The organism is Halopiger xanaduensis SH-6 (assembly GCF_000217715.1).
GTDB classification, from domain to species: Archaea; Halobacteriota; Halobacteria; order Halobacteriales; family Natrialbaceae; genus Halopiger; species Halopiger xanaduensis.
Window position 1 is genome coordinate 89,731 of record NC_015666.1, and the last position, 17,908, is coordinate 107,638.

22 protein-coding genes and 1 tRNA gene are annotated in these 17,908 nt (G+C 65.6%); 13 read left to right on the forward strand and 10 right to left on the reverse strand.

All coding sequences use genetic code 11. The features are described 5' to 3' along the window. Window positions 1-14 precede the first annotated feature (14 nt). Window positions 15-734 carry a DUF2270 domain-containing protein gene (locus HALXA_RS00460; RefSeq protein WP_013878315.1) on the reverse strand — a complete coding sequence of 240 codons (720 nt, stop codon included), beginning with the start codon at window positions 732-734 and terminating at the stop codon, window positions 15-17. Between the two features lie 188 nt (window positions 735-922). Here HALXA_RS00460 and gcvPA point away from each other — a divergent pair, with 188 nt between their 5' ends. Beyond that, window positions 923-2,269 carry an aminomethyl-transferring glycine dehydrogenase subunit GcvPA gene (gene gcvPA / locus HALXA_RS00465; RefSeq protein WP_013878316.1) on the forward strand — a complete coding sequence of 449 codons (1,347 nt, stop codon included), beginning with the start codon at window positions 923-925 and terminating at the stop codon, window positions 2,267-2,269. Continuing rightward, entirely contained in the window at window positions 2,266-3,822 is a 1,557-nt protein-coding gene (gene gcvPB / locus HALXA_RS00470) for an aminomethyl-transferring glycine dehydrogenase subunit GcvPB (protein WP_013878317.1), read from the forward strand. Before gcvPA ends, gcvPB begins: the two co-directional genes overlap by 4 nt. Window positions 3,823-3,960: 138 nt before the next feature. On the opposite strand, the gene HALXA_RS21855 is transcribed toward gcvPB, so the two are convergent. After that, window positions 3,961-4,134: a DUF7838 family putative zinc beta-ribbon protein gene (locus HALXA_RS21855; protein ID WP_013878318.1), complete on the reverse strand. Its 174-nt coding sequence runs from the start codon at window positions 4,132-4,134 to the stop codon at window positions 3,961-3,963. Window positions 4,135-4,269: 135 nt separating this feature from the next. Here HALXA_RS21855 and HALXA_RS00475 point away from each other — a divergent pair, with 135 nt between their 5' ends. Then, a complete protein-coding gene (locus HALXA_RS00475; RefSeq protein WP_013878319.1) occupies window positions 4,270-4,803 on the forward strand; it encodes a cob(I)yrinic acid a,c-diamide adenosyltransferase in 534 nt (177 codons plus the stop codon). A gap of 23 nt (window positions 4,804-4,826) precedes the next feature. Here the strand turns inward: HALXA_RS00475 and HALXA_RS00480 are convergent, their stop codons facing one another. Both HALXA_RS00480 and HALXA_RS00485 read right to left on the reverse strand, forming a co-directional pair. Further along, entirely contained in the window at window positions 4,827-5,135 is a 309-nt protein-coding gene (locus tag HALXA_RS00480) for a DUF7344 domain-containing protein (protein WP_013878320.1), read from the reverse strand. A 63-nt stretch (window positions 5,136-5,198) separates the two neighbouring features. Next, a complete protein-coding gene (locus HALXA_RS00485; protein WP_013878321.1) occupies window positions 5,199-5,840 on the reverse strand; it encodes a helix-turn-helix domain-containing protein in 642 nt (213 codons plus the stop codon). 213 nt (window positions 5,841-6,053) lie between these two features. On the opposite strand from HALXA_RS00485, the gene HALXA_RS00490 reads away from it, so the two are divergent. From HALXA_RS00490 to HALXA_RS21860, 5 genes are all read left to right on the forward strand, one after another. Continuing rightward, on the forward strand, window positions 6,054-6,329 hold the full coding sequence (locus HALXA_RS00490) for a DUF7553 family protein (protein WP_013878322.1): 276 nt from the start codon (window positions 6,054-6,056) through the stop codon (window positions 6,327-6,329). 27 nt (window positions 6,330-6,356) lie between these two features. Next, window positions 6,357-6,431 (forward strand) — tRNA-Val (locus HALXA_RS00495). Between the two features lie 240 nt (window positions 6,432-6,671). Then, entirely contained in the window at window positions 6,672-6,965 is a 294-nt protein-coding gene (locus HALXA_RS21545; RefSeq protein WP_148263613.1) for a hypothetical protein, read from the forward strand. 290 nt (window positions 6,966-7,255) lie between these two features. Continuing rightward, entirely contained in the window at window positions 7,256-8,089 is an 834-nt protein-coding gene (locus HALXA_RS00500) for a hypothetical protein (protein ID WP_013878323.1), read from the forward strand. Between the two features lie 435 nt (window positions 8,090-8,524). Further along, complete coding sequence (locus tag HALXA_RS21860; protein WP_013878325.1) at window positions 8,525-8,665, forward strand: hypothetical protein; 141 nt, start codon at window positions 8,525-8,527, stop codon at window positions 8,663-8,665. A gap of 167 nt (window positions 8,666-8,832) precedes the next feature. On the opposite strand, the gene HALXA_RS00505 is transcribed toward HALXA_RS21860, so the two are convergent. Both HALXA_RS00505 and rnhA read right to left on the reverse strand, forming a co-directional pair. Next, a complete protein-coding gene (locus HALXA_RS00505; RefSeq protein WP_013878326.1) occupies window positions 8,833-9,243 on the reverse strand; it encodes a hypothetical protein in 411 nt (136 codons plus the stop codon). A 121-nt stretch (window positions 9,244-9,364) separates the two neighbouring features. Further along, window positions 9,365-9,958, reverse strand: coding sequence for a ribonuclease HI (gene rnhA / locus HALXA_RS00510; RefSeq protein ID WP_013878327.1), 594 nt, complete (start codon window positions 9,956-9,958; stop codon window positions 9,365-9,367). A gap of 162 nt (window positions 9,959-10,120) precedes the next feature. Here rnhA and HALXA_RS00515 point away from each other — a divergent pair, with 162 nt between their 5' ends. Next, entirely contained in the window at window positions 10,121-11,083 is a 963-nt protein-coding gene (locus HALXA_RS00515) for a transcription initiation factor IIB (protein WP_006108914.1), read from the forward strand. A gap of 214 nt (window positions 11,084-11,297) precedes the next feature. Here the strand turns inward: HALXA_RS00515 and gfcR are convergent, their stop codons facing one another. Continuing rightward, window positions 11,298-11,945, reverse strand: a complete 648-nt coding sequence (gene gfcR, locus HALXA_RS00520; RefSeq protein ID WP_013878328.1) for a transcriptional regulator GfcR — start codon at window positions 11,943-11,945, stop codon at window positions 11,298-11,300. A 144-nt stretch (window positions 11,946-12,089) separates the two neighbouring features. Between gfcR and HALXA_RS00525 the strand changes: the two genes are divergently transcribed. The 3 genes from HALXA_RS00525 to HALXA_RS00535 all read left to right on the forward strand — a co-directional run bounded on the left by HALXA_RS00525 (window position 12,090) and on the right by HALXA_RS00535 (window position 15,104). Then, on the forward strand, window positions 12,090-13,379 hold the full coding sequence (locus HALXA_RS00525; RefSeq protein WP_013878329.1) for an HAD family hydrolase: 1,290 nt from the start codon (window positions 12,090-12,092) through the stop codon (window positions 13,377-13,379). Window positions 13,380-13,667: 288 nt separating this feature from the next. Further along, window positions 13,668-14,345 (forward strand): helix-turn-helix domain-containing protein, encoded by a 678-nt coding sequence (locus HALXA_RS00530; protein WP_013878330.1) that lies wholly within the window; start codon window positions 13,668-13,670, stop codon window positions 14,343-14,345. 219 nt (window positions 14,346-14,564) lie between these two features. Beyond that, complete coding sequence (locus HALXA_RS00535) at window positions 14,565-15,104, forward strand: HAD family hydrolase (RefSeq protein WP_049895365.1); 540 nt, start codon at window positions 14,565-14,567, stop codon at window positions 15,102-15,104. A gap of 15 nt (window positions 15,105-15,119) precedes the next feature. On the opposite strand, the gene HALXA_RS00540 is transcribed toward HALXA_RS00535, so the two are convergent. Next, entirely contained in the window at window positions 15,120-15,353 is a 234-nt protein-coding gene (locus HALXA_RS00540) for a DUF5822 domain-containing protein (RefSeq protein WP_049895366.1), read from the reverse strand. A gap of 119 nt (window positions 15,354-15,472) precedes the next feature. On the opposite strand from HALXA_RS00540, the gene panB reads away from it, so the two are divergent. Continuing rightward, entirely contained in the window at window positions 15,473-16,285 is an 813-nt protein-coding gene (gene panB, locus HALXA_RS00545) for a 3-methyl-2-oxobutanoate hydroxymethyltransferase (RefSeq protein ID WP_013878333.1), read from the forward strand. Window positions 16,286-16,649: 364 nt separating this feature from the next. Here the strand turns inward: panB and HALXA_RS21550 are convergent, their stop codons facing one another. Together HALXA_RS21550 and HALXA_RS00555 are read right to left on the reverse strand one after the other, a co-directional pair. Further along, window positions 16,650-16,991 carry a hypothetical protein gene (locus tag HALXA_RS21550; protein ID WP_013878335.1) on the reverse strand — a complete coding sequence of 114 codons (342 nt, stop codon included), beginning with the start codon at window positions 16,989-16,991 and terminating at the stop codon, window positions 16,650-16,652. Window positions 16,992-17,060: 69 nt separating this feature from the next. Then, window positions 17,061-17,843: an alpha/beta fold hydrolase gene (locus HALXA_RS00555; protein WP_013878336.1), complete on the reverse strand. Its 783-nt coding sequence runs from the start codon at window positions 17,841-17,843 to the stop codon at window positions 17,061-17,063. Window positions 17,844-17,908 lie beyond the last annotated feature (65 nt).

Sequence of the window (17,908 nt, forward strand, 5' to 3'; positions counted from 1 at the left end):
GCGCGACTCGAGACCTACTCCTCCGAATCGTTCTTCCAATCCCCCGGCTCCTCGCCGTGGATCTCGCCCTTCGCCCGCCGCGACGACGGCCAGAGTGTGAGGACGACGACGGCCGCGTAGAAGAGCCCGAGCATCCCGGCCACGTAGTAGCCGTGGACGCCCGGCAGTTCGGCGGCCTCCGCCCACTGCTGTTCCGGCGTGAACAGGGAGACCTTGAAGATCCAGGCGATGCCGACCACCGCGAACAGCAGCCCGTAGACGCGCCGAATGCGCCGGGACAGGGCCTCCAAGTTCGAGACCTTGAACGTCGGATTTCGGAGGTCGTCGCTCAACTCCTCGCGCCAGTAGGGGTGTTCGACGCCGACCGGCTCCAGGGCGTTCGCGAACACGTTCTCCTGGATGAACCGCACCCGCGCCCGCCAGTGGTCGTAGAAGCGGTAGCGACGAACCTCGAAGAACAGGAAGATACAGAGAACGAAGAGGCCGATCAACAGGAGAAAGGCCGGCATCTCCTGACTCGAGAAGACGAGCGAGAGCAGGGCGGCCATCAGGGTGATCGCCCAGTCGGTCGTGCGGTCGATGCGGTCCTGGGCGCTGTTGGCCTGGCTGACTTCGCCCCGGTAGAAGTGCGGGAGGACGCCGAGCAGGGAGTCGGGATCGGCCGCCGCCTCCGCGCCGACCTCCTGGTCGTCGCGGTCCAGGGGCGTCTCGGAATCGTCGGGATCGGGTGGCATTCGGGCTCCAGACGCCGCCGGCGGGGGTAACGGTTCGCGCGGCGACTGCAGGCAACTGCCCCGCTTGCGGCGGGCCATACCCCCGCGAAAAAGGGTGCGTTCATTATCCCCAAGACGTTATCACTGGATATCGTGTTCGGGACCGGCTGTCACGCGACAGGCGCACAACGAGCGGATCGGTGATACGCATGCACGGAAACGAAACACACGCAGGGAGCCCGTACGCTCCCCACACGGACGAGGACCGGGCGGCGATGCTCGAGGCGGTCGGCGCCGAGACGGTCGCAGAACTGTTCGACATTCCGGAGCCCGTCCGGTTCGACGACGAGTTCGGCATCGACGCGCGAACGGAGCGAGAAACCAGGCGGCTCGTACGCTCCATCCTGGGTCGCAACGACGACCTGACGGAGCTGCTCGGCCGGGGCCACTACGGCTACTACGTGCCGTCGCTGGTCGACCACCTCGCGGATCGCTCGGAGTTTCTCACCTCCTACACGCAGTACCAACCCGAGGTGTCTCAGGGGTTCCTCCAGGCGCTGTTCGAGTACCAGTCGCTGCTGGTCGAGTTGACGGGCCTCGAGATCGCCAACTGTTCGATGTACGACGCGGCGACCGCGCTCGGCGAGGCGGCGACGCTGGCCGACCGCGTCCGCGACGTGACGGGCTACCGCGTACTGGTCCCCGAAGCGGACCTCCTGCGCGAGGAACGGCGGAGAACCCTCGAGAACTACGTCGCGGGGACCGACCTCGAGATCGAATCCTACCCGACTGCGGACGGCAACGTCGACCTCGAGGCGCTCGAGCAGACGGTCGACGAGGAGGTCGTCATGGTCTACGCCGAGAACCCGACGGTCCGCGGGACGATCGAGGAGGGACTCGCGGCGATCGGCGAGCTGGCGGACGCCAACGACGCCCTGTTTACGCTCGGCTCGGACCCGGTCGCGCTGGCGCTGCTCGAGCGCCCCGTTGACGTCGGCGCCGACGTCGTCGTCGGCGACGCGAGCGTGCTCGGCCTGCCGACCAGCTACGGGATGGGACTTGGCCTGTTCGCGACCCGCGAGGACTACCTCCGGCAGGTCCCCGGCCGCCTCGTCGGCGCGAGCGAGGACGCGACCGACCGCCGGGCGTTCACGCTCACGCTGCAGACCCGCGAGCAGCACATCCGCCGCGAGCGGGCCACGAGCAACATCTGTACGAATCAGGCCTGGGTCGCGCTGCGGACGGCGATCCACGCCGCCGCGCTCGGACCCACGGGCATGGTCGACCTCGCGAACCGCGGGGTGCGCCGCGCTGCTGACCTCGCGGAGCGGCTCGACGACCTCACCGGCGTCAAGGCGCCGGTCCACGACCGCCACCACCTCCGGGAGTTCGTCGCCCGCGTCGACCAGCCGGCCGGCGCGATCGCCGAGGACCTCGAGCGCCGCGGCTTCGCGGTCCACGTCGTCGGCGACCACGAGATTCAGGCCTGCGTCGCCGGCGTGCCCGACGAGCGGTTGGACGCGTTCGCCGAGGCGGTGGCGGAGGTGGTTCGATGACGGACGATAGCGGACGCGACTCGACGGGAGACGACGCACAGGCTCGCTACGATCAGGCCCGCTACGTCGAGGACGGCCAGTACGAGCCGCTGCTGTCGGAGAAGGACCTGACTCGAGTCGAGATCGCGGATGGCAGCGACGCTGACGGTGACGGCGACGGTAACGGCGGCGACGCGACGACCGCCGACTCGCCGCTCCCCGACGACCTCACCCGCGACTCGCTCGAGTTGCCCGAGCTGTCGGAACCCGAACTGGCCCGCCACTACACGCGGCTCTCCCAGATGATCTACGGGATCGACAGCGGCCCCTACCCGCTGGGCTCGTGTACGATGAAGTACAACCCCAAGTTCACCGAAGACGTGGCGGCGCTTCCCTCGGCGGCCGTCCACCCCGACCGCTCGGCGCGGTCCGTTCAGGGCACCCTCGAGCTCATGTACCGGCTGCAGGACTACCTCGGCCGGATCGGCGGGATGGACGCCGTGACGCTACAACCGCCGGCGGGCGCGGCCGGCGAGTTCGTCGGCATCCGCGTCGCCGCGGCCTACCACGAACACAACGGCGAGGGCCACCGCAACGAGGTCATCATCCCCGAGAGCGCCCACGGGACGAACTTCGCCAGCGCCGCGCTGGGGGGCTACGACGTCGTCTCCCTGCCCAGCGACGAGGACGGCCGGGTCGACCTCGAGGCGCTCGAGTCGGCCCTCTCGGAGAACACGGCGGCGCTGATGCTGACGAACCCGAACACGCTGGGGCTGTTCGAGCGCGACATCGCGGAGATCGCCGAGATGGTCCACGACGTAGGCGGGCTGCTCTACTACGACGGCGCGAACCTGAACGCCCTGCTCGGACGGGCCCGGCCCGGCGATATGGGCTTCGACGTGATGCACTACAACGTCCACAAGACGTTCGCGACGCCCCACGGGGGCGGCGGTCCCGGCGCGGGGCCGGTCGGCGTCGTCGACGAACTGGCGCCGTTCCTGCCCGCGCCGCGGGTTCGCGAGGCCGAAGACGGCGGCCCGAAATCGAAGTCCGGAGAACCCACCTACGAACTGTTCGAGCCCGAGCACACCATCGGCAAGGTCCACGGCTTCCACGGCAACTGGCTCGTGCTCGTGAAGGCGTTCGCCTACATCGCGCGGCTTGGCGACGAAGGGCTGGCGGACGCCAGCGCCAAGGCCGTACTCAACGCGAACTACCTCGCGAGCCAAATCGAGTACGACGTGCCGTACGGGCCGTTCCACCACGAGTTCGTCGCCAGCGCGGGCGAGCAGGACGCGGCCGACGTCGCCAAGCGGATGCTCGACTACGGCGTCCACCCGCCGACGACCAAGTGGCCCGAAATCGTCCCCGAGGCGCTGATGACCGAACCCACCGAGGTCGAGAGCAAGGACACGCTGGACCGGCTGGCGGCGGCGTTCAACGCCGTCGCGGGCGAGGACTCGGAGACGCTCGAGGCCGCGCCCGAGCGGACGACCGCTCGGCGGATCGATCAGACCAGCGCGGCGCGGAACCCGCGGCTGTCCTGGCAGGCGCTCGAGACCGACGAGTCGTAGCGCCGTCGTCGATTCGGCTCGTCGCGTCGCGGTCGAATCTCGGTCTCGGAACGCTCGGCTCGAGCGAGTGACGGAACCAGAACAGCCGAGAAAGGGACGGACAGCGTTGGAAAAAGGTCGTTCGGTCGGTTCTCGCCCTTACGCTTCGGCGGCGCTCGAGTCGACGGCGTCGTCGATCTTGACGAACCCGTAGTCGCAGTCCGGGCAGTGCCACTTGATCTTCGTCCCGAGGTGCAGGGTCGTGCTCGCGGCGCGGTAGAACGTCTTCTCCTCCCCGCAGTTGGGGCACTCGTGGTCGAGTTCCATCGCCATATACGGGGGTTGTGGACCGAGTGTGTTTAACGTACTGATTGCGGCCTCGAGTGCGGGGCGACCATTCGAAGCGGCGAGCGTGTCTCGGCCCCGTTCCCGACAGGGATTAAGTGATCGACGGCCGTCGAATCGAGTATGTCGATCTACACCGGTCGCGGCGACGACGGAAAGACGGACCTGCGCGACATGACGCGCGTCTCGAAGTCGAGCCCGCGGATCGAGGCCTACGGCACCGTCGACGAGCTAAACGCGCTCGTCGGGACGATTCGGCCCACGGGCCACGACGATATCGACGACCGGCTCCAGACCGTCCAGAACCACCTCCACGTCGTCCAGGCCGACTTCGCCAACCCCGACCCGGACGAGGACGACCCCGCGATCCGGGCCGACCACGTCGAAACCGTCGAAGACTGGATCGACGAGTACGACGAGGAACTCGAGCCGCTGACCTCCTTCGTGCTGCCGACCGGCAGCGATTCCGGAGCGCGGCTCCACCACGCCCGGACGGTCTGTCGGCGCGCCGAGCGTCGAGCCGTCGACCTCGCCACGGCGGAGGAGATCAACGAGCAGGCCGTCCAGTACCTCAACCGGCTCTCGGACGGCCTGTTCACGTTCGCCCGCGTCGTCAACAAGCGCGACGGCGAACCGGAAGAGGCGCCCGAATACTGAGTGCCGGCGGTCGCGAACGTCGCCTACGTGCAGGTCGCTTCTGCGGTCGTCTCGAGAATCGTCTCTGCAACCGGAAGGTTCTCCGCAGGTTCGATGCGGTCTGCCCCCTGTGTGTAGTCGATGATATCTGCGTCAGCGAGCAACGGCAGATGAACGTGGTGAAGTTCGATCTCGAGCGTGCGACGCGAGCACTGCGACCGCTCGCACAGCGTCGCGCAGGCGTCGGCAAATTCGACCGTCCCGTCACGGTCGGCGAGATACGCGCACAGTCGTCGGCGGTGGCCGTCAGCGAGCGCTTCGAACAGCAAATCGTGGTGCGTTGATCGGGACATCCGGTTTGATTTCCAGCAGCTACTACCGTGAGCAATCGACCTTGTAACTCAGGCTTTGAAGTGCTACCTGCCGAGCAGCGACTCGACCAGGGACGAGACGGCGCGCCGCAGTCGCTCCGAGACCGACTGCGCGCTAATGCCGAGTTCGACGCCGAGTTCTTCCTGTGAAATCCGGCGCGGAATCTCGAAGTAACCCAGTTCGTAAGCCGATACGAGGGCGTCGCGCTGCGACGGCGACAGGTACAACTCGAGGCCGTCGCCGCCGGATTGATCGAGGGAGAGCGACTGCAGCGCGAACGAACAGCCCCGCGTGCTGTACGCCTCCCGGTACTCGAGGAGGGTTTCCCGATCGGGAACGCGCATACGGATTCGCCAGCCGTCGGGAGTGCCGGTCGCCTCGAGGAGGACGACGTCGTCGATCGCCCAGCGAGGAAACGTCGATTTGGCCCGCCCCTCGACGGTGAAATCGACGCGGTAGAGGGCTGTGGAGTCGGTACGGTCGATGCGACGAGCGTTAGTCACCGTCGGATCGGACTCGAGCGTCGATTCGAACGTAGCAGGGTCGACACCAGCCATCCGGAAGAACAACCGTACCGTCCCATCAGCAGTTAGATACTGTGCCTCGTGCGTGAGTCTGATATCGGGAAACGCGCTTAACGTCCGCTGGAGGACCGCCGCCTCGACGACAAACTCGGCGACCAACACACCTAATTAGTTAATGTGCTAATTTATAAGTGAATGCCCATTCACAAGTGCTACTGAAGAACCTAACATGTTCGCCAAGCGTCTCAATCGCGCTCATCCGGCCACCATCTCACGGTTTTAGACGGCGAAATAATTCCTCTCGAATCGGCCGGTCGTTTTCTGTTGCCTACGAAAGGACTATATTCTCGCTGCGCCTTTCTATGGTGAACGACGATGAACAAGCACTTCCACGACAGCCGGTACTACCTCACTCGCGCCGCCGAACACGCTCGTCTCGGCATCGCCGAAACTCTCGCCCCAGTCACCGACCGGATTCGTGATCGGCTCGGACGCTCGGAGCCCGAACCCGAACCCGAATCGGAATTGGACCGCCTCGAGACGGTTCGCGAAGAAGTCGCGAGCCAGGCTCGCGAGGCAATCGGGACCGCTCGAGAGCGGGTGACGGCATACCGCGGCGAGGCGTCGGCGACCGACGAAAGGAAGCCTTAAGTCGGACGCACCGATACGTCAGCCTGCGGGTTGGTGATCTAGTCCGGTTATGATACCTCCTTCACACGGAGGAAGCCGGCGGTTCAAATCCGCCCCAACCCATTTTTCGAGCGACAATATGTGAGGAGCGAAGCGACGAGCGCGTCGCTCGAAAAATCGGTACGGGCGATTTGAATCAGGGAGTGGAGCGAAGCGAAACGACCATGGTTCAAATCCGCCCGACCCATTTCCCTTCTTGAGAGAGCGGAAGAATAGGGCGGGGGTAGCACGCTTATTAATTGATAACGGATATGTAGTGTCAGTTGGCGGAACTCTTATTTTTCCAGATCTACAAGTGCATATATGAGTGTTGCTGAATCGGGGGCAGCTTGGTTCAAGGCAGTGCTAATAGCTCCATTCGTAGCTATTCTGTTCGGGGCTGTTGGAAAGGTGATGGTTCTAATGTATCAAGCGACCCAAATAGAAGGCAACCGAGAGCTTGCACAGGCTCAAGATTCTATTTTCCATAACGGAATGTTGGCGCTTGATTTGCTTGAGCTAGCTTCCTCCATTGAAACGTGGATACTTTTCGGTGGGTTCATTCTTGCTATCTATTTTACCACTCAATCTATAATATCTGGCAACTCAAGAAGATAGGGACCGTGTCACATGTTCCAGCCCATTACTTCTCATGTAGGAGTTACACCCTTGACAGCAAAATACCCTGGAAACGTAGTCGGCCATTCTCTACCAGTCCTAAATGAACCGACGAATATTATGGCGCAACGTATGGACTGGGGTAACACGAGCCCGCCGAATACGCCTCCCTTACAGTCAACTCGCAGCCAAGCAGTCGAGATAACGACTCCCACAGCCGAAGTGAGACGCCGCGAAACCGACGGTAATGGGGCTCTTTACATTGGGCCAAGCGGACGTGTCTCGAGGTGATGACGCCGTCCGAACGGTCGCTCAGAGCCCACCTCACCCGCACCGAATCGCTGAACGCCGTCTACGAGGGGACGCTGATCGAGGAAACCGGTCGGGCGGAGGTCACGATCGGGGTCACGGACCGACGGCTGCTCGGCCGCTCCGCCGACGGCGAGTTCCTCGACGTGAAACAGGAGTACATCACGTCCATCCGAAGCCGCTTGCACTCGAGTCCGACCTATCGCGGCGTCGACGACCGACTCGTCGCGGGCGTCGGCGCTATGATCGTAGCGATCGCCGTTGTCGCGCTCGCCCTGACCGCACTTCGACTGCCCGCGGCGGAGGGCATGGCGACGATCGGGCTCGCGGTCGCGACCCTCGCCGGGGGTAGCGCAGCCGAACTCGCGCGCCGACGCTACGTGCGCGTCCGCGAGGCGCTCGGTCGACTCGAGCGCGATCGCGGTTTCGATTTCGACCTCGACCTTGACCTCGACCTCGATCTCGATCTGGGATCCGACCGCGATCGATTGCTGCTGGGTGGACTCGGCGGCGGCCTGCTCGCGACGGTGTCGTTCCTGTGGCTGCTCGCCGCGATCGGCCCCCTCGCGGGGTTGCTCGTGCTCGTTGCGGGTGGCGGGCTCGCCCTCGCCGAGTACGGGGTTCGGCTCGAGACCGAGTACGACGGCCTCGAGTTCGCTACCGAACGGGAGAAACGGGTCGAGATCACCACCGTCGACGGTCGAACCGTCGAACTCCGGACGGACCCGGACGCGTCCCTCGAGCGCGAACTCGGCTGCCAGTCGACACAGCACCACTACGATCCGATCGAGAGCGTGCAGTACGACGCGCCGTAAGGCGGTCGCTCGAAGCGGTCTGACGCGACGTGGGACGTCGACACGACAGGGAAAACGAAAGCAGGAGTGAGATGGACAGGTTGAACGAGCGACCGATTATTCGCGGCGCGACTGGTACAGGAGTTCCCACACGACGTCTTCGACAGCGTCGTCGCACTCTGCTTCGAGTTTCGCGTACAGGTTGTCGGAGATCGTGACTTCGGGCATCACCAGTGTCTGCGACGGCCACCCACGTAAAGGTACCAGAATACGAAACTGAGTTAATTCTCTCGAGCGCCTCGAGTTCGATCCGATCGGAAGGGCCGAACCCGATCGTGACCAGCACGGAGATATCACCTGCAGCGACGGGTCTGGCGGGCGATTCGCGCAGACTCGCGGTCTCCGCTGGTAACCGCCGACTCAACGCTTAAGCAGGTTCGCGTGGTGCCACAGCGCATGGCGTACCAGCTCCGCTGCGACAGCTGCGAGTTCGACCGCGAGTATTCGGACTGGGCCGAAGCCAATCGGTACGCGAGCGAGCACGAAGCCGAATACGGCGACCACTGGGTGACCATTCGGGACCTGCAAGAGGCGTAGGCGGCGGGTCGTCCAACAGTCCCGACCCGACGGTATTTTGGAACGAATGAACTGATCCGATCGGCAGTCGCGGGCCGAGCGGCGGAACGTATCGAGTTACAGGGACTCCAGTGACGACCGCGTCCTCGAGTCAGCCGCTCTGCCCGGTCGGGTCACGAGCCGCCGCCTCACCGCTCGAGCGGGTCGGCCGACAGGAACGCGGCCAGAATCGCGGTGTGGGCCGTCCGGAGGTCCGTCTCCCGAATCGTCGTCGCCGCTTCGAAGCGTTCGCGGAGCGCCGCGACCCGGGTCGGCTTCGCGGCGAGGTGCGTGAGGACGAACCCGTCCGGATCGACGGCCGTCGCCGCTTCGAAGTCGGCCTCGTCGTACAGCGCTGCGAACTCGGCGACCAGGTCCGAGACGAGTTCGTCGGTCGCTTCGGCACCCGGATCGCCCGTCGGAACCGACGATGCAGTCTCGTCGAAGTACTCGTCGAGATCGACGACGCCGGCCTCCTCGTAGACGTAGTCGTCGAGGGCCTCGTAGACCGGCCGCGAGAGGTACACGCCGAACAGCTTGAACCGATCCTCGGCAGTCATATGGCCGTTTTCGGACGCGAGGTACAAAAATCCGGACGAGTGCGGGAGCGTCGAACTCGAGCGCCGGCGGGTGCCACGGCGGTACTCGAGCCCCGTGTTACGAGCCCCGTGCCGCGAAACCTCACCCCTGATCGAGCGCCTCGTTCGCGAGCCCGTCCGCGCGGTCGTTGACCTCGCGGGGCACGTGCTCTAACGTCCACTCGTCGAACGAGCCGAGCAGTTCGTGGACGGTGACCCGCCTCTCGCGGAGTTCGGGGTTGTTGGTGTCGTACTCGCCGCGAACCTGCTTGACGATGAGTTCGGAGTCGCCCCGAACGTGAACCTCGTCGAACCCGTAGTCGCGGGCCGCCTCGAGCGCCGCGATCAGGGCCTCGTACTCGGCCTGATTGTTCGTGGCCCGGCCGATCCGTTCGCCCGCCTCGGCGACGATGCCGTCGCCGGTGACGATCACCCAGCCGATCCCCGCGGGACCGGGGTTGCCGCGGCTCCCGCCGTCGAAGTAGACGTGCGCCCGGCCGCCCTCCTCGCGAAGAATCGCCTCGATGTCCTGCGGATTGCCGCCCTGGACGACGACTTTATCGTCGTAGGCGACCGCCGTCGCCGATCCGCGGCTCGCCCGCCAGCGCTCGTGATCCGTGTTGCCCGGTTCGACCGTCACCCCGGCCGCCTCGAGTCGGTCTCGAGCGGCGTCGACGTCGCATTCGATGACCGGCATTCGTCCCGGTGATCCGCCGGTTCCGGATAAAGTCTTTCCGGTTCCAGATGGTAAATATCCCTCTCGAGCGCCCCTATCGCTCGATTTCGGCGATTTTCCGGTTACCGACGAAAATACCTCCCAAGAGTTTATATACAATGGTGCTACTACTATAAAAGTGCGATGACACGGTCCACCCGCCAGCGGGAGCGAACGCGTGAGACGGACGAGACCGAGGATCAGGAGGGGGTACGCGCCTGTCCCGAGTGTGAATCGGACAATCTCGTCAAGGACTCCGACCGGGGTGAGCTCATCTGTGAAGACTGTGGGCTCGTCGTGGAGGAAGAAAAGATCGATCCGGGCCCTGAGTGGCGGGCGTTCAACCACCAGGAGCGACAGGAGAAGTCCCGCGTCGGCGCCCCGACCACCCAGACGATGCACGACAAGGGGCTGACGACGACGATCGACTGGAAGGACAAGGACGCCTACGGACGCTCGATTTCCTCGAAGAAGCGCAGCCAGATGCACCGGCTGCGCAAGTGGCAGGAGCGCATCCGAACGAAAGACGCCGGCGAGCGCAACCTGCAGTTCGCGTTAAGCGAGATCGACCGCATGGCCTCGGCGCTCGGCGTTCCGCGTTCGGTCCGCGAGGTCGCGTCGGTCATCTATCGCCGCGCCCTCAAGGAAGACCTCATCCGCGGCCGCTCGATCGAGGGCGTCGCGACCTCGGCGCTCTACGCCGCCTGTCGGAAGGAGGGCATCCCGCGCAGCTTAGAGGAGATTTCCGAAGTCTCGCGCGTCGAACGCAAAGAGATCGGTCGTACGTATCGATACATCTCGCAGGAACTCGGCCTCGAGATGCGACCCGTCGACCCGAAGAAGTACGTCCCCCGTTTCTGTTCCGAACTCGAACTGTCCGAGGAGGTCCAGACCAAGGCCAACGAGATCATCGAGAAGACGGCCGAGGAGGGTCTGCTCTCGGGCAAGTCGCCGACCGGATACGCCGCCGCCGCGATCTACGCCGCGTCGCTGCTCTGTAACGAGAAGAAGACCCAGCGCGAAGTCGCCGACGTCGCGCAGGTGACCGAAGTGACGATCCGGAACCGGTACCAGGAACAGATCGAAGCGATGGGCATTCACGGCTAACGCCGTCCGCTCACCGACGCACGTACCGTCGATTCTTTTGTATCGCGTCCCCAACCGGAAGCGACCGGTCTCGCGCACCCGACCGCAGGACCGGGTGCTCGAGGAAGGGAGACGCTCACGCTCGAACTGGAGCGCGTTCCCTCGTCGCGCACCGACCCCGGAAAGGCGGGAACAGGAACAACTGACGGGTCGATTCCGACGCCGTAGACGGCGGTTACTCGTCCTGCCCGACGCTGATGACCTGCAGCAGCGAGTAGACCGGGACGCCGTCGAGTTCTTCGATCCCCTGCTTGTCCGCGAGGACGACGCAGGCCAGCGGCTCGCCGCCTTCGGCGCGGATCGCCTCGATCGTCTCCCGCATCGTCGTGCCGCTGGTGATGGTGTCGTCGACGACGTAGCACTCGCGGTCGCGGATGCCGGCGAAGTTCCGGGAGAAGGTGCCGCCGAGGTCCTCGATGTCGCCTTCCTCCCACTGGTGTTTCGCCGGGGTGTAGGTCCCGAGGTCGGTCCCGAGTTCGCGCGCGATCAGCGTCGCGATGGGGCCGCCGGCCTTCTCGATCCCGATCGTCAGGTCGACGTCCTCGCCGTGCTTGGCCAGCAGGTCGGCCATCGCGGCGGAGATGTGTTCCATTCGCTTGCTGTCCCGGCCGACCGCCGACCAGTCGACGTGGATGTCCTGCGGGCCGCCGGCGGTCGGTTCGGCGGAGTCCCGGCTGGTCGGCTTGGTCGTCGTCCCGCTGCGCTCGACGAGCCAGCTGGCCGTCTCGCGCGAGACGTTCAGTTCGTCGGCGATCTCGCCCTTCGAGAGACCGCGTTCGGCGAGCTCCGCCGCGCTCTCGATGAGGTCGTCAACGTTTTTCATACGCGGACGGTTCGGCCGCCGTTTTTATAGTCGTATCGTCGTTCGTCGAGCGGCGAGCGACGGCGGCGTCGCGATCGGAACGGACCGGCGTCGGCGCCACCCTCAGAGGCAACGATTATCCCCCTTCCGGTGACTGTAGCTAGCATGGAACGGTACGATCTCGTCTACCGACTCTACGACGAGTACGATACGGCGACGTTGCGCGAGTACCAGGAGTTCGTCGACGTCTTCCCCGCGGTCGACTCGAGGGTCGCCCTCGAGCACTGGCAGGAGGCGACCGAGGAACTCGAGGCCCGCAAAAACGAGATCCGCGCGGACTTCGCAGCCGGCGAGACGTTCGCCGAGGTCGCCTCGTGGGCGGACCGCGATCAGGCCTTCACCGCCTTGGACCTCGAGGCCAAGTACGGCCGCGCGGTGAACGTGCTCGTGCTGGACGTCGACGAGACGCTGCGCTCGGCCGGCGGGACGGACAACGAGATCCCCCGCGAGACGCTGCACGTGCTGACGGAGTTCCACGAGGCCGGCGTCCCGATCGTCATCTGCACGGGCCAGACCTTGGAGAACGTCAAGGGATTCGCGATCCAGGGACTGGGCAGCGAAATCGTCCACTCGGGGAACCTCTCGATCGTCTACGAGGCCGGGACCGGCGTGTTCACGCCGGGCCACGGCGCGGACACGAAGCAACTGCTCTACGAGGATTTAGACGAGGAGATCCGGGCGGTCTTCGACGACGTGCGCTCGCGCGTGCTTCCCGAAGCGCCCGACGAACTCCGCCGGGGCTGTCACCTGCAGGGCAACGAGTTCAACGTCACGATGAAGCCCAACTACGAGACCGGCTCCGCGGACGCCCGCGCGGTCATCGACGAGGCGCTGGTCTACCTCATCGATCTGCTCGCGGACGCGGTCGGCTCGGCGCTCGAGTTGAACGGGAACGACAACGGCGACGGCGAGACCGAGATCAGCGACGAGACCGTCGTCGACTGGACCCGCGCGTTCTACGCCGACCAGGACCCCGAGATCAGGGCCGTCCTCGAGAGCGAGGGGGTCTACCCCGACCGGGACGCCGACGAGGTGCCGGCGCAACTGGCGGACACCTTAGAGCGGATCGACGTCGCCTACTACGAGGCCGACGCGGCCGAGATCGGCAGCCTCGAGCTGAACAAGGTTGTCGGCGTCGAGCGCGCGTTCGACGTGCTGGGGATCGACGATCCCTTCGCGCTGGTGATGGGCGACTCCAAGAGCGACCTGCGCGTCATGGAGTGGGTCGAGGAAAACGACGCCGGCATCGCGGCCGCCCCGGAACACGCCTCGCGGGACACGTTAGAACACGTCCTCGAGACGGACGAACTCGTCTTCGACCGCGGGAAGAGCGTCGACGTGCTCCGGACGATCTACGCGCTGAACCGGATTGCTCGGCTCGGTGAGAGTCGATAACATCCGCCCTGAAACGACCGTTTCCGACGGGTACGGAGCCGTGACCGTCGGGATCCGTGACGTACTCTCTTAAAGCGCTGGAAAAACAAGGCCTGTTCATCAACGGTCTCGGTGCCGTTCGTTCTCCCGTCACGATTCCTGCGGGGACACCACGACGCGTGGCTCGAGTACCCCCAGGCATCCGTCCACCGATACTATGACTATGATCCGATTCGAGTCCCACGGCGAGCACGACAGCAGCGTCGGATACCAACCGGACTCGAGCCCGCTACGGGAGGTGAGTCGCCGATGACGACGATCGCCGAACTCTCGGTCTCGACCGACGAGTTCGCCCTCGCGGAGACGTTCCGGCAGCTCCCGTCGATGGAGGTCCGCGTCGAGAGCGTCGTCGCCGAGGGACCGGGCCGAACGACGCCGCTCGTCTGGTTTTCGAACGTCGATTCCGATGAACTCGACGAGACGCTGCGTGCGGACTCGACCGTCGTCGAGCACCAGCAACTCCTCGAGGATACCGACGACGGGGAGTTGTTCTACCGGCTCGAGTACAGCGAGGACGTCAGCTCGATCTGTCGCGCGATCTACGCCCACGACGGCACGGTACTGGGCGCGCAGGTCGCGGACAACCAGTGGACGCTTCGCGTGCTCTTCCCCCACCGAGAGGGGCTCTCGGACGCCGTCTCGGATATCGAGGAGCTGGGCGTCCGCGTCGACGTTAAGCGGATGGTCGAAGCCGGCGCCGACGACGACCTCGAGACGACCGCGGCGCTGACCGAGCCCCAGAAGGAGGCGATCGCCGAGGCCTACCGCCAGGGCTACTACGACGTCCCCCGCGAGATCTCGCTCGAGGAGCTGGCGAACGAACTCGACATCTCCCACCAGGCGCTCTCCGAGCGGCTGCGCCGGGCCAACCGCGTGCTCGCGAGCGAGCAGTTGGACGAGGCGGCGAGCGAGATGGCGACCGAGTAGCGCTCGCGGTTCGTCGCAGCGGTAGCCGGCCGTTCGCGTTGTAACGCACCGTCGACCGGTGGTCCGAATCGGACTCGAGGCAAACTGACGGACTCGTTTTCCGGTTTCCCTTCCCGCACTCGAACCCGAACCCGCGCTCCGTTCCCGACGATCGTCATCCCCGGTCGAACCGAAGTCACTATTCGACCCCCGGTCGTATCACCAGTCGTGACCGTGACCGTGACCGAGTACGAGGCCGTCGTCTACGATCTGGACGGGACGCTCGTCGACCTCGAGGTCGATTGGGCCGACGCCGCGCGGGCGGTCCGCGAGGTGTACGAAACCGCCGGCGTCGAACCGCCGAGCACGGAGCTCTGGGATATGCTCGAGGCGGCAGACGACGCCGGCCTGCTGGCGGACGTCGAGTCGACGCTCGCCGACCGCGAGCGCGAGGGCGCCCGCGCCGCCCCGCGGCTGACCCGCGCCGACGAACTCCTCGAGCGGACGGTGCCGGTCGGCGTCTGCTCGCTCAACTGCGAGGCAGCGTGTCGGATCGCGCTCGAGAAACACGGCCTGGCCGACGCGGTCGACATCGTCGTCGGCCGGGACACCGTCGCGACGCAGAAGCCGGATCCGGAGCCGCTGCTCGAGGCGGTTCGGGAACTGGGCGTCGACCCCGAAAACGCGGTGTTCGTCGGCGACTCGCGGCGGGACGAACTGACGGCCGAACGCGCGGGGGTGGCCTTCGAGTACGTCGGGTCGGGCCCGTCGGGCGTCTGAGCGGTATTCTTACTCCTACTCCTGGTGGCGCTTCGCGTACGCGAACACCGCGAGCGCGGTGAGCGTCCAGACGACGGCGCCGACGCGGATCGCGAACTCGGCGCGGGCGCTCCAGGTCGGCAGGTCGGCCTGGAGGGAGAGGGCGGCGACGATCGGCGCGCCGACGAGGATCGTGGTGACGAACGTAACCTGCATCACCCACCCGTAATCGACGCCCTCCGGATTGGTCGTTTCGACGGGTTCGGGCACGCCCGACACTCCATACCGCGACCTCTTAAGCCTCGCGGGTTATCCGTTCGGCTCGGCACCGCCAGCCCGCGCCTCGCGGATCACGGTGACATTTAACGGTCGGGTGCCAACGTGAGGCCATGCCAACCGTCCGGGACCTCACGGCGAAGGCGGGGGAGGAGCCGATTACGATGCTGACGGCCTACGACGCGCCGACGGCCGAAATCGTCGACGACGCGGACGTCGACGTTATCCTCGTCGGCGACAGCGTCGGCAACGCGTCGCTGGGCTACGAGACGACCCTGCCCGTCACCGTCGACGATATGGCCCGTCACGTCGGCGCGGTCTCGAGGGCGACCGAGGACGCCCTGGTCGTCGCCGACATGCCCTTCCTCTCCTTCGGCGTCGACGAGGGCGAGAGCATCGAGAACGCCGGTCGGATGCTCAAGGAGGAGGGCGCCCACGCCGTCAAACTCGAGAGCGGCCCCCACACGGTCGATCTGACGGAGAAGATGGTCCAACTCGGCATCCCGGTGATGGCCCACCTCGGGCTGACGCCTCAGCACGTCAACCAATATGGCGGCTACCCCCGCCAGGGGACCGATGAGGCGGCCGCCGAACGCATCGTCGATCTCGCCGCCGCCCACGAGGTGGCCGGCGCGTTCTCGCTGGTCCTCGAGCACGTCCCGTCGAACCTCGCGGCGGCCGTGACGGAGGCGATCGACATCCCGACGATCGGCATCGGCGCCGGGCCGGACTGCGACGGACAGGTACTCGTCGTCGACGACGCCGTCGGCCTGAGCGAGTGGTCGCCCTCGTTCGCGAAGCAGTTCGGCAACGTCCGCGAGGAGATGGAATCGGCGGTTGCGGACTACGTCGAGGCCGTCGAATCCGGCGCGTTCCCCGCTGAGGAGCACAGCCACGAAGAAGCGGATCTCGAGGACATCTACTAACGGTGACGGATCCGGACTGTCCGACCGCGACGGCAGATTGCCTCCGCGATTCGATCCCCGCAATCCTGCCAGTAGAGAGTAGCGCGGTCACTTAGTCAGCGCGGTCGCGCCACTCGCGATCAGTGCTGGCTAACTCCTTTTAGGTGCTCTCCCAGATGGCCGTATCGGAACAAATACCACTACGGACACGTATTCTCGCTATCATATGCCCTCCAACGGTCCGCGGACGGAACTGCCCACTTCGGTTGGAATTCTCGTCACCGTCGTGCTGTCCGTCAGTCTTGCATACGCGCTGCTCACCGCAAATATCCTTCTTTGGGTGTTCGGCGTCGTTTCGATCGGCGTATCCGGAGGCGTGCTGTACCTATTCTATCGATTGGTGACCGCTGTCGAAGAGATAGCGCACAAATTGTAGCCGGGAACGCACGGTTCGCTCCGGTACGTACTGACCGGGGTCTCGGTTCGGAATCGGCGGAGAGAAAAGACGCGTTACCGTGGCCTCGTCGTGTTCCGGATGCTGATCCGTGAACAGCGGCCAGAACGGAATCAGAAGGAGGCCGCCGATCAGGACGAACGCGACCACCGTCAGCTCCGTCGGCAGACCGAGCAGCCACAGCCCGGCCGTAAGCGCACACGTCAGCGCGACGTAGGCGTAGAAGGCGACCTGAACGCCGCCGAAACCGTGGACGCCGTCAGCGGGGAACATACGCGGCGGTTCCGGGTGCTTCCATAAATTCTTTGTCGTGACTCGAGCACTCGCGACGTCGATCCCCCGTCACGCCGTCGTCTCGTCCAGGAACTCGAGCACGGCGTCGTTGAACGCGTCCGGCTGCTCGAGCATCGCCAGGTGGGCGGCGTCCTCGATCCCGGCGAGGTAGCTGTCCTCGATCTCGTCAGCGAGGAACTCGTGGAACCACGGCGGCGTCAACTGGTCGTACTCGCCGTAGACCGCCAGTACCGGTGCGTCGATCTCGCCCAGTTGGTCGCGTACATCGAACGTGTGGCAGGTCTGGAAGTCCCGGTTCGTCACCGCCTGCCCGCACTCGTGGAACCGCTCCTTCGAACGCTCTCGGAGCTCCGGCTCGGGATCGTGGAAGAACCGGTCGTCGCCGTGGAGGAACTCGACCGCCCGGTCGAAGTCGTGCTCGAGCCACTGCAGGAGGTCCTCGAGGACGCCGAGTCGCGCGCCGGCGCCCGTCAGGACGACCGCGTCCGGGTCGAACTCGTTCGCTCGCTCGAGCAGGATGTGCAGGACGACGGCGCCGCCGAGCGAGTTGCCGACGAGGACGGTTGCGTCGGTCGCCTCGGCGACGGCGATCACGTCGTCGGCGTAGGCCGACAGCGTCGCGTAGCCCGCCGAGGCGTCGATGTCGTCCGAGTCGCCGTGGCCGCTGAGATCGAGCGCGACGACGGGCGTGCGATCGGCGAGGCGGTGCTGGCTCTTCCAGACGTGTCGGGACCCCCCGCTGCCGTGGACGTAGCAGACCGTCGGGCCGTCGCCGCCGCGGTCCGAGACCTCGTAGGCGGTGGCTCGACCGTGGTGTGTTACCGTTTCCATAGGTGATCGAACGACAGGAACTCGTATAAAGACTCGACTCGGTTCACACGGGTCGGCAACGGGAG